This is a genomic window from Ruegeria arenilitoris (assembly GCF_013035425.1).
GTDB classification, from domain to species: Bacteria; Pseudomonadota; Alphaproteobacteria; order Rhodobacterales; family Rhodobacteraceae; genus Ruegeria; species Ruegeria arenilitoris_A.
The window spans coordinates 157,126-172,449 of the sequence record NZ_WQHX01000004.1 but is presented as its reverse complement, the minus strand read 5'-3'; the positions used below and the strand labels follow the sequence as shown (position 1 = coordinate 172,449).

Sequence of the window (15,324 nt, the reverse complement as noted above, 5' to 3'; positions counted from 1 at the left end):
CCTCCAGTTTATTCAGAACGCTCCCATGGTCGGGTGAACGACCCCAAAACTTTGGCAACATCGTCCTCGGAGGAGCCGTTCGCGTCAAGCTGTGCAACAAGGCCACGCTTTTTATCATCGACTACCGACACTACGCGGGCAGAAACACCCGCCGATTCCAAAGCCTCATTGTAAATGCGGGTGATGGCCTGTTTGCGCAAATCCGGTTTAAATACCTTACCCACAGCAGTTTTTGGCAATTCGTCCAGAATCGTCATGTGCTTGGGTTGCGCGGCACGTTCGTGCACATGGACCTTGCAGTATTCCATCAGCTCTTGTTCCGTTGCACTGGCACCGTCAACCAATTCGACAAAGGCGCACGGTACTTCGCCCGAATGGGAATCCGGCTGGCCAATGGCACCTGCGAATGCCACCGCGTCGTGACCCAACAATGCCTCTTCGATTTCCGCGGGATCGATATTGTGACCCCCACGAATGATCAGGTCCTTGGCACGACCGGTTATCCAGAGGTAACCGTCTTCATCAAAACGGCCCAGGTCCCCCGTCCGTAAGTACTTGTCGAAATGATACAGGTTCGTGTTCTTTTCCGCCTCGGTATACGTATTGCCTGGGAAAACACCGGGGTTTGAAATGCAAATCTCCCCCACTTGATCAGTATCGCACTCTATCGGTCCATCAGCGCCATCCTGTAGGATTTTCACGTCAGTGTACGGAAATGGAATGCCGATCGAGCCGATCTTCTTCTCTCCGTCCACCGGGTTGCACGAGACCAGACAGGTTGCTTCGGTCAGGCCGTAACCTTCGACGATTGTGACCCCCGTCGCCTCTTCGAAGCGGCGGAAAAGTTCGACCGGCAGAGGTGCTGAACCAGAGAAGGCCGTTTTCACACTCGAGATATCCGCGTCTACGGGTCGCTGCATCTTAGCGGAAATTGCTGTTGGAACGGTGATGATGAACGACACCTTCCAGCGCTCGATAAGTTTCCAGAAATTGTCGAATACGCCGTCTCCGCGATAACCCGCTGGTGTGGGGAATATTACATGCGCCCCCGAAGAGACGGCCGCCATGATGATCACATGCACCGCAAAAACGTGGAACATCGGCAACGGGCACATGATTACGTCGTTTTCGTCAAACAACAGCGTGTTGCCAAGCCAGCCATTATAAATCAGTCCAGAATACTTGTGCTGTGCCACCTTTGGCATGCCAGTTGTTCCACCCGTGTGGAAGAAACAGGCAACTCGATCCTCCTTGCTGTCTTCGAAGGTCAGGGTCGTCGGTTGCTTGGCAATTTCCTTGTTAAAGTTCAGGTAATCGGCGTGTGCCAATTTCTCTTTGTCGCCCATTTTGGGGCGAAGTAAGGGCACGAGCCACGATTTCGGCGGCGTTAAATAGCGGTTTAGATCGATTTCCAAAACGGTGTTAACGCTCGGCGCGTGTCTAACCGCTTCTTCGACTTTTTGTGCAACATCCGTTTTGGGGAAGGATTTCAACGTGACAACGACCTTTGCGTTGGTTTCACGCAATATGGCCGCGATCTGTTCAGGCTCCAGCAGCGGATTGATCGGGTTCACTATCCCGGCGACTGCGCCGCCCATCAATGTGGCAAGCGTCTCGTTGCAATTTGGCAAAACATAAGCGACAACATCTTTTTCCCCGACACCCAGCGAACGAAAGAGGTTTGCCGCCTGATTGACTTTGCCCAGAAGTTCGGACCAGGTCAGTGTCTCAGCCTTATCCGTCGGGCCAGACAAAAGCTGGAAGCTCATTGCGTTGTGATTCGGAAAATTAGCCGCCGTGCGCGTCAGCAATTGGTGGAAAGTTACAGGCACGTCCCTGTCTTCCCAAGCCATTTCCTGTTCGATACGCACTTTGTCTTCCAGTCCTACAAAGGCCATTTGGTTCCTCCCCGATTTTCTCCCCTAACGTGCAAGGGTGTTTGTTTGCCCCAAGATGGAAGCAAAACAGTGCCCACGCAAGCGAGGGCTTAACCGTGGAAGCCATTTAACTGTAGTATGACGCTGCGACGGTTCCCGACGTGCCGGTACGTCACATTACGACGAAACACCGCCATCAGTGAACTGAAGGCGGGCAAGCCTGGCATATAGACCGTCCTGTGCAACCAAATCATCATGCGTACCTTGTGCCGCAATACGTCCAGCTTCAAGCACCACTATCCGATCAGCCTTTTTTACTGTTGCCAACCTGTGGGCCACGATCAAGGTTGTTCGCCCGGCACGCATCTGATCGACGGCACCCTGAACAGCACGCTCGCTTTCTGAATCGAGTGCTGAGGTTGCCTCATCCAACAATAGAACCGGAGCGTCACGCAGGATAGCACGGGCAATGGCGATGCGCTGCTTTTGTCCACCGGAAAGCATCACTCCCCGCTCACCAACGAAGCTGTCGTAACCGTCCGGCAGAGCGGTAATGAAATCATGCGCGGCCGCAGCTTGTGCAGCTGCCTCAACTTGGGCATCTGTCGCGTCCAACCGTCCGAAGCGAATGTTTTCCCTTGCCGAAGCTGCAAAGATTACAGGATCCTGCGGCACCAAAGCCATGTGCTTGCGGAACTCGGATCGATCGAGATCGCGCAGATCGACTCCGTCCAAACTGACCCGCCCGGAATCCGGATCGTAAAAGCGCTGAATCAACTGAATCACAGTTGTTTTTCCCGCACCCGACGGTCCAACAAACGCTACTGTCTCTCCAGGACGAACCGAAAGCGTCAAATGGTTCAACGCAACCTGTTCCGGACGTGCCGGATAACGAAAGGTAACGTTTTCAAACCGGATCTCTCCGCGCACAGGCTGCGCTATTGTGGCTGTTTCCGGCAAATCGTTTACTGTATCCTGCGCGTTCAGCAACTCGACCAGACGTTCGGTCGCACCTGCCGCGCGCTGCAGTTCGCTCCAGATTTCCGAAAGGGCTGCGACCGAGCCTGCCATAATCACCGAATAAATTACGAACTGGATCAAAACGCCTTCGGTCATAACGCCATTGCGGACATCATTTGCGCCCATCCACAGAACGCCGACTATCCCAGAGAACACCAGAAAGATAACGATGACAGTCAATACCGCCCGAGTTTGAATGCGGCGTAGCGAAACTGAATAGGACGTCTCGATCATGTCGCCAAATTGCTCGCGGCTAGCCTGTTCATGGGTGAACGCCTGAACGGTCTGAACGGCGCCCAGCGCCTCTCCGGCGTTTCCTGAAGACGCAGCAATCCAATCTTGATTTTCGCGGCTGATAACGCGCAAACGGCGACCAAGCACAAGAATTGGAACAATCACGATCGGGATCAGCAATAAAACCAGTCCGGTCAATTTGGCCGATGTCAGCAGCATCAGCGCCAGCCCACCCACAAACATAAGTAGGTTGCGCAAAGCAATCGAAACAGATGACCCCAAAACCGATTGTATCAGCGTTGTGTCTGTCGTGATCCGGCTCAGAACTTCGCCCGTCATGATCCGTTCATAGAACTCGGGACTCATGCCAATAACACGATCAAACACTGCCTTTCGTATATCGGCCACCACACGCTCACCCAAGCGGGTCACAAGTGCATAACGAACGCCCGTACCGACAGCGAGTACCGCAGCAATTCCAAGAGCCGCCAGAAAATACCAATCAAGCAGTTCGCCGTCTTCAATGCGAAAGTTGTCTACAACCCTCCGAACTGCCAAGGGGAGCGTCAGAGTCATGCTGGCGGTAAGCACCAATGCGACCGTTGCACCAGCCATAAGCGCGCGATAGGGCCGCATGAACGGCCAAAGTGACGAAAGAACACCCAATTTTTTAGAGCTTGCCCGATCCTCCTGTGCACCGGGCGCCGAGTTAGCGGTAGGCGATCTTGCCATGTCTGGCCCTTGTTTCCTGATTACGTGTCCGTGGCGACCCCCACGTATCGATTCTTCTTGGCGGCAGGGGCACCCGGGGTCAAGGCGACAACGTTGCCCAGAGACCCAAAAAGGGTCATATGGCGCAAGAAAAGCGTTGTTAGAATGCTAAAAGCTGAGCTGGAGCGGGTAGACGGAATCGAACCGACATAGCCTGCTTGGAAGGCAGGGGCTTTACCATTAAGCTATACCCGCTCAACGTTGTGGCTGATTATTTTATGTGCCGCCCATCGTCAAGCGGGAAGTTCGATTTCTCCTCACGCTTCAAAGAGCGGCACCAATGACACGTTTGCCAACATTCTTTGGATTGGCTGGTCAAATCTTACAACTCTGGTGCCTAGGCTCCTAGATTACGGTGCAAAAGAAGTATTTTTGAAGGGCATGAACACCCGGATTGCAGGCTATGAATAACAATATCGCAAAGAATGCTGCGGCAATTTCGGTACCCGCGGTGTTTTTTCTGTGTGTTGCGTTACTGACCTTGCAGCAGCAGCAGAACATCTGGTTTCCGCTTGATGATGCCTACATCACTATCGGCAACGTTGACACCTTTTTAACTGACCGCACCGATCTATTCGGGAACGCTGCTCCAACCGGCGCGACCAGTTTGGTTCATTTTTTGTCAATGGCCCTGCTATCGCTGATTGTAGATACACCTGTTGCAAGTCTGACCCTGGGGTTCACCAGCGCCGCGCTGTATGCCGTAGGCCTTTGGATTTTTCTGTTCTCAGTGTCTTCATCCAGGATCATTGCTGCCTCGGGGACTGTCGCGGGTATATCTCTGGGGTTCGCGTGGTTTCAATTAATGAATGGCCTCGAAACCGGAATGGCCATGGCCGCGATTGTTTGGGCATTCTACTTCCGGCACACGCAAAAATATCTGGCACTTGCAATTCTGGTTGGGGCCATGCCGTTCATAAGGCCAGAGTTCTATGTTTTGTCAGCCTTATTTTTCGTATCTATTGTAGCTGTCCGTCCCATAGATCTTCGGTCGACAACTATTTTTTTTGCCACATCAGCAGTGACCTATGGCGTTCTGGCGTTAATAAGCTTCTTGACGCTCGGTGGCATTCTCCCGGACACGGCAGGCGCAAAAGAAGTTTTTTTCGCCGACAAAGGTGAAGTATTTTTTAACCGATTACTGATTGCATTGAGCGCCGTTTGGAAAAACGATCTGGTCCTGATTTTTGCAGGTTTGGTTTTTGCTCCACTCTTACGCGGAGGATGGGTCGCTTTGGTCTTTTTCCTGGCGGTCGCTTTATCAGCCGCACTTAAACTGCCGGGTGCGCTGAACCATAACAATTTTAGATACTTGTATCCGTTCCTGCCGGTCGCCATCATTGGATGGGCGGCTTTTCTGGCAAAATGGAAACGTGGCGATCTGGTCTTCGTGATCGCGACCGTGTTTTCCGTGTTGATCTTCGCCACGAGATTCTGGCCGAACTATGCTGATGGCTGGAGAAATGTGGGCCAAAAGAGGGAATTGGCTACCAACTGGATCGCCGAAAACTTGCCACCTAACTCCGTTATCGGAATTCACGACGCGGGTTATATTCCGTGGCGCTTATCGAACCCCTCGGTCCCCACCGAATTCAAATTCGTTGATCTTGTTGGACTGAAATCCCCTGATGCAATTTCATATCACGAAACTTACAGCGATCCGACAAACGGGGCGGAACGTTGGCGCGCCTTGGATGAAATTGCGCGGGTAAACGGGGTCGAATACTTGGTCATTCTGGACGAACACTATTGGAAGAATTTGGAAACCGAATTCAGATTTGCCGGCTGGAGCATCGACTTGGTTTTTGCCAACACTGGGTCTTATCAGGTCTATCGGGCTCACGCCCCGTAACTTGGGCGAAAGTTTAATTTCGGTCTTCGCTGCACATGTTGTAATTGGCAAGACAGCAGCGCAGGCAGCAAATACCTGTAACAAAGTCAGATGGGCGATAATAATCGAAGCCTGACAAAACGCTGACAAGTGCATTCACCGTGATGAAAGATGATAGCTGTTAACAAAGAGCTGAGGCGTGCTTTCCGCACGTTGGGAACGATATGTAAAGGAACGAACAGATGTCTGACAAAACAGAAAAGTCGCTCTCCCGGCGCAAGGCATTGACTAAAATTGGCGGGCTTGCGTTGGTGGCCTACTCGGTACCAGCGCTGACTCCGCTTTCTATGGCACATGCATCTTCGGGCTCAAGCGGTGGGTCTGGGGGTGGTTCAGGCGGCGGATCGGGAGGGGCATCCGGTGGCCGCTCAAGCGGTTCGAGCGGTTCCAGTGGCAGTTCAGGGTCGTCGGGTTCCAGTGGCTCCAGCGGCAGTTCAGGATCTTCGGGCTCAAGCGGAGCCAGTAAAGGAAGCGCAGCATCGGAGGCCAGTGCGGCATCAAAGGCCAGCGCTGCATCGGTTGCCAGCGCAGCATCGGTTGCCAGCGCTGCCTCAGTCGCCAGCGGGGCCAGCAGACCGAAAACAATCACCCGTGAGGAATGCGAGGGTGGCGGTGGAACAGTTGTTGACCGCGGCGACGGCGTTTCCGTTTGCAGCTAATAAGCTGATCGAAGTTTTTCTTACATTAACGTCGGTCTGCCCTTGTATGATACACGGGCAGACCTGATTGCATTGATGCATGGGGGAATTTCGCTAGCATGATATCCGGCAGCTTGGGAACGAAACGTGGTGGATACACAGCATGTGCACTTTGAGGGTTTAGATCATCCGATCGCGCTTGACGGTGCTTCAAAAATTGCGGCGACGATGTCGACAATACTGACGGCCTGGCCACACCATATGGAGCCCGCCAAATCCGACAAAGAGCCATTCGTAACGATACGCCCCGCCCCAAGGGAACGCTGGGAGGTGGTCTGCGCGGATGCGCCTGAGTCCCCCCGGATTTGGAATGAGGTAAACGCATTGTGCGATGTCGTAGCGGAGATGGCATGGGAGAGACTGCGCTCTGAACCCCGACTGTTATGCCTGCATACCGCCGCAGTTGATTTCGGTGGGCGTCTCGTGGTGTTTCCCAATGCACGTCGGGCAGGAAAAAGTACACTTGCGATTGCTCTGGCTCGCCTGGGATTGCCGATCTACACCGATGATTTTCTGCCAATCCGGGTGGATGATGTAACCCGTGAGTGCGTTGGCATCGCGAACGGAGTTCTTCCGCGCCTGCGCCTGCCCGTGCCGGAAGGGTTTAGTAACGCTTTTGACGAATGGGTTGCCAACAACAAGGGTCCTTCGAACCGCCAGTACAAATACCTTGCTGACCTTCCGATCGCACCCTGGGGCGCACAACTGCCACTTGGAGCGATAGTTGTGCTGGACCGTCGCGACGTGCCGACCCACCCTGAACTGGCCGCCATTTCACACGAAGAAGCGCTCGCCGGTCTAATCACTCAAAATTTCGCCCGAACGCGCCATTCTGGCGCCATCCTTCGCTCGATAGATTTGATTTCTCGGCATTTGCCAATCTATCGCCTTAGTTACAACTCCGCCGAGGAGGCTGCAGAATATCTCGCGTCACACCCCAAGCTTTCCGCCCTTCCAGTCGCACGGATTGCCGACACAATGCAGAACGCAAGGCAAGCTCCACTCGACATGTTGGAACGAGGCGCCGCGGATTTCTTGCGGGACAAAAACTATGTGCAGACCCCCGGCGTGACGCAAACAAAAGCCGGTGAGGACCGCTTTCTAGCTGATCAGGACGGGATCGGTATATTTCGCTTGAACCCCATGTCTTCTGCGATCTGGGGCTTATTGGAAGAACCAATTGAACTGGATGAGATTATTGAAATTCTGGCAGCGGCCTTTCCGGATGTTGCGAGGGATCAGATTCTCACCGACTGTGACCGTCTGATGCGTGAACTTGCGAAGGCACAGTTAATTATTCCTTTGGAGGAGGATGTGGTTGCTCAATGAGCAGAGCGAACCACATATCCCGTCGGGCGGCGCTGGTCCGCCTTGGCATTGGCGCCACTACAGCCTACATGGCCCCTGCATTGATTGGGATGAGCGAGGCCAGAGTGTCGGCGAGTTCAGGGACCAGCGGCTCCTCAGGGTCCAGCGGTGGTTCAGGGTCTAGCGGCTCGTCGGGATCCAGTGGTGCATCCGGGTCCAGTGGTGCATCGGGGTCTAGCGGTGCATCCGGGACCAGTGGTGCGTCGGGTGGCAGTGGTGCCTCGAGCGCGTCTGGTTCCAGCGCCCCCAGTGGCCCGTCACAGTCGGGCTCAACGCGAGACGACGACACTTCGGGCAGAAAGAGCGGACCACGCGGGCCCGGTACCTGTCGTTCTTCGTCCATGTCGGGTAGCGCCCAGATCTCACGCCAGGACTACAAGCGCGCGCAACGCGCCATTGCACGTGGTGATGCAAGACCTCTGCAGGAAGTTCTTGGTAAAGTTCAAGCCCGACGCCCGGGAAAATTATTGCAGGTCGGGTTTCCTGAAACGCGTGGCAGACCTATTTTTCAAGTGCTGATCGTTGACTCGAAGGGGGCGGTGGTCTCAGTCACTGTCGATGCGGGTTCGGGTCGCATCACAAACATGCAGGCATGTTGAATGCGTATTCTGATCGTAGAGGATGAACATAAGATCGCCGAGTTGATCGCGGATGTTCTGGAGGGCGAAGGGTTGATCCCAGAGATCGCCTGCGATGGCGAAGAAGGCTGGTTCCTGGGCAGCACCGAGAACTACGCTGCCGCGATTCTGGATATCGGCCTGCCCAAGCGCGACGGGTTGTCGGTCCTGCGGAATTGGCGCAATGAGGGGCTGGAACTACCCGTTATCCTTCTGACGGCGCGGGCAAACTGGAATGAACGTGTCGAAGGTATCGACGCGGGTGCGGACGATTATCTGGGCAAGCCATTTCAAATGGAAGAACTTGTCGCTCGTCTACGAGCACTATTACGTCGGTCCAGCGGGCAGAAAGTCACGACACTCGAGGCCGGGTCGCTCAGGCTCGACCTGCGCCAGATGCGAGTTACAGTTGATGGAAGACCCTTGAAGGTCACGCCCTTGGAATATCGGCTGCTGAGTTACCTGATGCACCATCGCGGTCAGGTGGTGACCCAAGAGGAATTAATCGAAAACATCTACTATCGTGATCAAGAACCCGACAGCAATGCGATCGAAGTTCTGATAGGTCGCCTGCGCCGTAAGATTGGCGGTGGCGTGATCGAAACGCGCCGAGGGTTCGGGTATATAATCGCCGAGGACGAAATATGAAGATGTCGCTGAGCCTGCGTCTGTTACTGGCGGCAGCGCTGACAACGACTCTGGCGCTGGCGGCAACTGCCATCGTTTTCAACATCCTTTTTCGACTCTATTTCGAACACCGTGCCCGTGGTGAGTTGGAGACATATCTCACACTGCTGAGCGGCAATGTAAGTGTGGACGAAGAGGGCAGCGTCGAGGTCGCACCCATTTCGGATCCCCGGTTCGAGCAACCAGTTTCAGGCTATTATTGGCAGGTCCTTGTCGACGACGGCGAACCTATCCTGTCGCCGTCATTCTGGGCGGCTCCGCTGATGCTGGATCGACCTCAAACACCAGGGGTGATTTCCTTTGACGATGTCACTACGGATTCTGGAGAAACGGTCGCCGTGGCCAGTTGGGTTATCACCTTAGGTGAGGCCGAGATACGCCGTGAGATTTTTCTGGCGGTTGCCATCGACCGGGCAGACCTGGATGTCTCGGTCTCAAGGTTCACGACAAATTCGATCATTTGGCTAGCGGTGTTGGGTCTGTTTCTATTGGCTGCAAGCTGGATTCAGGTCCGTTTGGGGCTGAACCCGTTACAAAAGGTACGATCCGAAGTCAGCCGTATCTCGAGGTACCCGGACCAGCGATTGTCTTCGGACTATCCCACAGAAGTTCTGCCGTTGGTCAAAGAGGTGAACCAGTTGCTGGATGCCAACGCCGAAGCTTTAGAACGCGCCCGATCCCGCGCAGGCAACTTGGCGCATGGCCTCAAAACCCCGTTGACAATCATGCACGGTGTGGAGCGCAAGATGCGGAAGTCGGGGCATAACGGTCTCGCCGACGACCTGATGACCGAGATCACCGCTATTCAGCACATTGTAGAGCGAGAGCTGGCATCAAGTCGTGACAGCCAGCAGGTGCTACGGCGCGCGGATGCTAGTGCGATCGTCGCGCGCCTGCAGAGGACGTTTGGCCGCCAACCCGGCGCGGAACACCTTCATTGGATTACCGACCTACCCGAAACGCTTCACCTGCCCTTCGACGAGTTCGATCTGACCGAACTCATGGGCAACCTTTTGGACAATGCAGTGAAATGGTCCAAAAGCAGAATTATCGTGAGCGGCGGGCAAGACGGCACAACCGCGATCCTGACCATCGAGGATGATGGCCCGGGCATACCCGAGTCAGAACATGAATCAGTGCTGAAACGAGGAAGGCGGCTGGACCCGGACCAACCGGGTTCCGGTCTGGGTTTGAACATTGCGCAACGCATGGCACGGGCGCATGGTTGCGACCTATCACTTGATCAATCCGCCCTTGGAGGACTGAAAGTATGCCTTACGTGGCCCTCGGCTCACCCCACGAATAGTGTTTGATCAACCGCCAGAAAAGAAAGGCATTTCCAAAAGTGCGAATTAGCTATTCAGCTAAATCTCAGCCAAAGGACCTGCGTACAATGTTTTCTGCCATTCAGCATCAGGGCGGCAACCGGCCCGATGGCGACACATCGCGTTCTTCAGTTATCGCGATCAAACGAGCAGATAACAGGTGAGCCTGCTAGCGACCGATCAAACGCAAAACGCTCCGCAGCACTATCTTTGGGGCGTTCTTTCGTTGTTGATCAAATGTCTTGGCCAGGCGGCTCAAGCGGCCCACCGGGTGCCATGAGATGGCGCTCCGACAGCCACGGATTTAGTTCCAGCGCCAATGACAAAGCGTCTCGCGCTTCATCAATCCGTTGAAGCCCCAAAAGCGTCAGCGCCCGACCGCTGATCGCCGCAACGTGATTGGGAGAAAGCTCTATCGCCCTATCCAAATCGACAAGCGCAGCTTGAAAGTTTTGCCGTAGGTAATTCGCAAAAGCACGCTGGTTGTAACCCTCGGCATAGGACGGGCAATAAGCGATAAGCTTGTCAAAGTCTTCGATCGCTCCCAACAAGTCCCAAGCATTTCTTCGAGTCATTCCACGATCCAACACGGCTTGAGCACTTTCGTCCGGCGCATCAGTCCAAAACTCCCAAAGCTGTTGGGACAATTCCCGCGCTGCAAGTTCATTTTCAGCTTTCCGGATCTCATCGATTATCCGATCAACACCAGCAGTGTGATCCGGGGCTGGCGGACACTCTTCAGAGCTTGCGGCAACTGTGGTTGCAAACATCAATGCTAAGGCTGTGACAGTTCTTTTCATGACTGTATGGTGATGCAGCTGAAGACTTCGTCAACCCTTACTTTCCAAACCACCCGATACCCCTGTCTCTTTAACGGCCTCCATCGCAACAAAAGTTGACGTGCTTGCAACATGCGGCAGAGAAGATATTTTTTCGGCCAGCACCGCCCTGTATTCAGACATAGAACCGGTTCGAACCTTAAGCAGATAGTCGAAATTTGACGCGATCATGTGAGCTTGTTCGATCTCAGGAATTCTGCGAACGGCGTCGTTGAAGTTACTCAAAGCTTTCTCTCTGGTGTCTGTCAGACGCACCTCGACAAAGGCGACATGATCTAGACCCAATCGGATTGGGTCTAAGATCGCTCGGTAGCCTTTAATTACGCCTTCGGCTTCAAGCCGCTTCAATCGTGCTTGAGTAGGCGATTTGGAAAGACCAATGCGACGGGCGAGGTCTGCCACAGAAATCCGACCATCTTCCGCCAGAATCGCCAACATTGATCGATCAAAGCGATCCAGCTCAAAAAAGTCGTATCGCATCGCAAATCCTTAAAATTTTGGTCCATTGACCTTTGTTATAACCAAAGTTGTTCGATTGTCCTGAAAAATTGCCGCTATACTGCACAAAAGACCGGAGGTTACATGTCTCATTCCTTGCGCACCCTCATCGACGCTCAGACCTATGCCGACCATGACGCTGTATTGGAGAAATTGATCGCGCAGGCTGAACTCGGCACAGACCAAAGAAAGGCAATCTGCGCGGCAGCCGCGCAATTGGTTCGCGACATACGGTCCAGTACATCGCCCGGGATGATGGAGGTCTTCTTGGCTGAATACGGCCTGTCCACCGACGAAGGCGTGGCACTTATGTGTCTGGCCGAGGCATTGTTGCGCGTTCCCGACGCCGACACGATCGACGCACTGATCGAAGATAAGATTGCGCCGTCGGATTGGGGCAAACATTTGGGGCAATCCTCGTCCTCTCTGGTCAATGCTTCCACTTGGGCATTAATGCTGACTGGACGCGTATTGGACGAAGGGCAATCTTCTCCGGTTAGCGCGCTGCGTGGCGCCATAAAGCGGCTTGGCGAGCCAGTGATCCGCACCGCCGTTGGACGGGCCATGAAAGAGATGGGACGGCAGTTCGTCCTGGGTGAAACCATCCAATCCGCCATGTCCCGAGCGCGTGGGATGGAAAGCAAAGGTTACACTTATTCATACGATATGTTGGGCGAAGCCGCGCGCACCGAGGCGGATGCCGCGCGTTACCACCTGTCCTATTCTCGAGCCATCGCTGCGATTGCAGAGGCGTGTGCGCATGATGATATTCGCGCCAACCCTGGAATTTCGGTTAAACTTTCAGCTTTGCACCCTCGGTATGAACTGGCGCAGGAACAGCGCGTCATGGACGAGCTGGTTCCGCGCTTGCGTGCGCTGGCACTGCTAGCCAAGGCTGCCGGAATGGGGCTGAACGTGGATGCTGAAGAAGCAGACCGCCTTTCCCTTTCTCTACAGGTGATCGAAGCGGTGATGGCTGAACCAGCGCTGTCGGGATGGGATGGGTTCGGTATAGTTGTTCAAGCCTACGGCCCACGTGCAGGGCTGGTTTTGGACACGTTGTATCAGATGGCCGAGCGGCACGACCGCAAGCTGATGGTCCGACTAGTGAAAGGGGCCTATTGGGACACCGAGATCAAGCGGGCCCAAATCGAAGGCGTCGATGGATTCCCTGTCTTTACAAAAAAAGCGGTGACAGACGTTTCATACATCGCAAATGCCCGTAAATTGTTGAATATGACCGATCGGATTTATCCGCAGTTCGCCACCCACAATGCCCATACCGTCAGCGCGATCCTTCACATGGCCGATGACCAGCCATTTGAGTTTCAGCGGCTGCACGGGATGGGTGAAACCCTGCATCAGATCGTTAAAGATCAAAAGAAAACCCGTTGCCGCATCTATGCCCCTGTGGGCGCTCATCGCGACCTGTTGGCTTATCTCGTCCGGCGATTGTTGGAAAATGGCGCAAACTCATCCTTCGTGAACCAGATCGTAGATGAGGAGGTGCAGCCAGAAGAGGTTGCCGCCGATCCGTTCGAAGCAATTCAAGAACCGCAACGCCATTTGCCAAAAGGTCCAGAGCTGTTTGAACCCGAACGCGCCAATTCACGCGGCTTCGACCTGCATCATACGCCGACACTGGACATGATCGACGCGGCGCGAGACGCCTATCGTAACCACCAATGGTCGTCTGGCCCGCTTTTGTCGGGTGAGTCACAACCCGAAGCCGCACAGATCGTGAGTAATCCGTCTAATCCGCAAGACAAGCCCGGTTCAGTCAAAACGACTAGTCATGAAGACATCGAACAGGCGCTTGCCTGTGCAAATCCATGGCGAGTCCCCGCGCCTGAACGTTCCCGCATTTTGAACAAGGCGGCCGAACTTTACGAGGCGCATTTTGGTGAGCTGTTTGCGCTGCTCGCACGCGAGGCTGGAAAGTCTGTTCCCGATGCAGTTGCTGAGCTGCGCGAGGCGGTCGATTTCCTACGATATTACGCTGCAAACATCCCAGATCGTGAACCGGCAGGTGTTTTCGCCTGTATCAGCCCTTGGAATTTTCCTCTGGCTATCTTCACCGGTCAAATTTCGGCGGCACTTGCGACCGGAAACGCGGTTCTTGCCAAACCCGCACCACAGACTCCGCTAATTGCCCATCGAGCAATACAACTGCTGCTTGAGGCTGGCGTGCCGAGCGATGCACTGCAACTATTACCAGGCGGGCCCGAGGTGGGGTCAGCATTGACGTCAGATGCGCGCGTGTCCGGTGTGGCGTTCACCGGATCGACTACAACCGCACAAAGAATTCGGCAGTCGATGGCCGATAACTTGCGCCCGGGCACGCCTCTGATCGCCGAAACAGGCGGCCTGAACGCAATGATCGTCGACAGCACAGCCCTGCCGGAACAGGTCGTCCAGTCAATAATTGAAAGCGCATTTCAGTCTGCTGGACAAAGATGTTCTGCGCTTCGCTGCCTTTATCTTCAGGAAGAAATCGCCGACGACGTTCTGACAATGCTGATCGGTGCAATGGACGCATTACAACTTGGAGACCCTTGGTTGCTTTCCACGGATTGCGGTCCAGTCATCGATAACCTTGCGCTGCAATCAATCGCGGACCATGTATCCAGCGCTCGCGCGGAAGGGCGAGTTTTGAAAGAATTGGACACTCCAACCGAAGGAAATTTTATCGCCCCGACGCTTATCGAAATTCCGGGTATTGCCGCCTTGGAACGCGAGGTTTTTGGTCCTGTACTGCATGTCGCTCGTTACAGGTCACAAGATATCGACAAAGTAATAACAGAGATTAATGCAACCGGTTATGGCCTAACCTTTGGGCTGCACACACGCATAGATGACCGCGTACAACATGTGACCGAATCAATTCACGCCGGAAACATTTACGTGAACCGAAATCAAATCGGCGCCATTGTCGGCTCGCAACCATTTGGCGGTGAGGGCTTATCTGGAACCGGGCCTAAGGCGGGCGGCCCGAACTATATGAAACGGTTCTGCGCCCCAGACAGGCAATCCGTTGCGGAGTCATGGCCCGGTGCAATGTCTGAAATTCCCGCGCCGACTGGACAAGCCGCAGAACCCAAGACACATACTCTGCCCGGCCCAACTGGGGAGTCCAACAGGCTTACAGAATTTCCACGCGCGCCACTGTTATGCCTAGGACCTGGAAAAAGCACCGTCCAAGAACAAGCAGATGCTGTTCAGGCGTTAGGGGGTGTTACGATTCAAACGACAGGTGAATTGGATCTGCATCGGTTGGAACACCTAGATAATTTTTCTGGCGTTTTATGGTGGGGTGACGAAGAAACAGCGCGTGAGATAGAACGTCACCTTGCACGGAGAATTGGTCCTATCTTGCCTTTGATCCCCGGAAAACCCGATCGAACTCGAGTTTTGGCAGAGCGTCAGGTCTGCGTCGATACCACTGCAGCGGGGGGCAACGCAGCATTATTGGGGGGTGCGAATTAAGCATGACTTGACG

12 protein-coding genes and 1 tRNA gene are annotated in these 15,324 nt (G+C 54.3%); 6 read left to right on the top strand and 7 right to left on the bottom strand.

The features are described 5' to 3' along the window. Positions 1–8 precede the first annotated feature (8 nt). The 3 genes from GOV45_RS13285 to GOV45_RS13275 form a co-directional block, all read right to left on the bottom strand. Positions 9–1,898 carry an acyl-CoA synthetase gene (locus GOV45_RS13285; RefSeq protein ID WP_170478608.1) on the bottom strand — a complete coding sequence of 630 codons (1,890 nt, stop codon included), beginning with the start codon at positions 1,896–1,898 and terminating at the stop codon, positions 9–11. Between the two features lie 156 nt (positions 1,899–2,054). Continuing rightward, a complete protein-coding gene (locus GOV45_RS13280; RefSeq protein WP_170478605.1) occupies positions 2,055–3,863 on the bottom strand; it encodes an ABC transporter transmembrane domain-containing protein in 1,809 nt (602 codons plus the stop codon). A 160-nt stretch (positions 3,864–4,023) separates the two neighbouring features. Beyond that, a tRNA-Gly gene (locus GOV45_RS13275) sits at positions 4,024–4,097 on the bottom strand. Positions 4,098–4,305: 208 nt separating this feature from the next. On the opposite strand from GOV45_RS13275, the gene GOV45_RS13270 reads away from it, so the two are divergent. After that, a complete protein-coding gene (locus GOV45_RS13270) occupies positions 4,306–5,754 on the top strand; it encodes a hypothetical protein (RefSeq protein ID WP_170478602.1) in 1,449 nt (482 codons plus the stop codon). 295 nt (positions 5,755–6,049) lie between these two features. On the opposite strand, the gene GOV45_RS13265 is transcribed toward GOV45_RS13270, so the two are convergent. Next, positions 6,050–6,382 (bottom strand): hypothetical protein, encoded by a 333-nt coding sequence (locus tag GOV45_RS13265; protein ID WP_170478599.1) that lies wholly within the window; start codon positions 6,380–6,382, stop codon positions 6,050–6,052. A 196-nt stretch (positions 6,383–6,578) separates the two neighbouring features. On the opposite strand from GOV45_RS13265, the gene GOV45_RS23635 reads away from it, so the two are divergent. Continuing rightward, a complete protein-coding gene (locus GOV45_RS23635; RefSeq protein ID WP_170478596.1) occupies positions 6,579–7,820 on the top strand; it encodes a PqqD family protein in 1,242 nt (413 codons plus the stop codon). Positions 7,821–7,884: 64 nt separating this feature from the next. On the opposite strand, the gene GOV45_RS13255 is transcribed toward GOV45_RS23635, so the two are convergent. Then, positions 7,885–8,202 (bottom strand): hypothetical protein, encoded by a 318-nt coding sequence (locus tag GOV45_RS13255; RefSeq protein ID WP_170478594.1) that lies wholly within the window; start codon positions 8,200–8,202, stop codon positions 7,885–7,887. Between GOV45_RS13255 and GOV45_RS13250 the strand changes: the two genes are divergently transcribed. From GOV45_RS13250 to GOV45_RS13240, 3 genes are read left to right on the top strand one after another with little or no spacing between them, the layout of a single operon-like run. After that, positions 8,201–8,458 (top strand): PepSY domain-containing protein, encoded by a 258-nt coding sequence (locus tag GOV45_RS13250; protein WP_170478591.1) that lies wholly within the window; start codon positions 8,201–8,203, stop codon positions 8,456–8,458. The two genes, GOV45_RS13255 and GOV45_RS13250, sit on opposite strands and share 2 nt — an antisense overlap. After that, positions 8,459–9,124 carry a response regulator gene (locus GOV45_RS13245; RefSeq protein ID WP_170478588.1) on the top strand — a complete coding sequence of 222 codons (666 nt, stop codon included), beginning with the start codon at positions 8,459–8,461 and terminating at the stop codon, positions 9,122–9,124. Further along, on the top strand, positions 9,121–10,476 hold the full coding sequence (locus GOV45_RS13240; RefSeq protein ID WP_170478585.1) for a sensor histidine kinase: 1,356 nt from the start codon (positions 9,121–9,123) through the stop codon (positions 10,474–10,476). Before GOV45_RS13245 ends, GOV45_RS13240 begins: the two co-directional genes overlap by 4 nt. 245 nt (positions 10,477–10,721) lie before the next feature. Here the strand turns inward: GOV45_RS13240 and GOV45_RS13235 are convergent, their stop codons facing one another. Further along, positions 10,722–11,288: a tetratricopeptide repeat protein gene (locus GOV45_RS13235; RefSeq protein ID WP_170478582.1), complete on the bottom strand. Its 567-nt coding sequence runs from the start codon at positions 11,286–11,288 to the stop codon at positions 10,722–10,724. Positions 11,289–11,318: 30 nt separating this feature from the next. Beyond that, positions 11,319–11,807 carry an Lrp/AsnC family transcriptional regulator gene (locus tag GOV45_RS13230; protein WP_170478579.1) on the bottom strand — a complete coding sequence of 163 codons (489 nt, stop codon included), beginning with the start codon at positions 11,805–11,807 and terminating at the stop codon, positions 11,319–11,321. A 102-nt stretch (positions 11,808–11,909) separates the two neighbouring features. Between GOV45_RS13230 and putA the strand changes: the two genes are divergently transcribed. Further along, entirely contained in the window at positions 11,910–15,311 is a 3,402-nt protein-coding gene (putA, locus tag GOV45_RS13225; protein WP_170478577.1) for a bifunctional proline dehydrogenase/L-glutamate gamma-semialdehyde dehydrogenase PutA, read from the top strand. Positions 15,312–15,324: the final 13 nt, after the last annotated feature.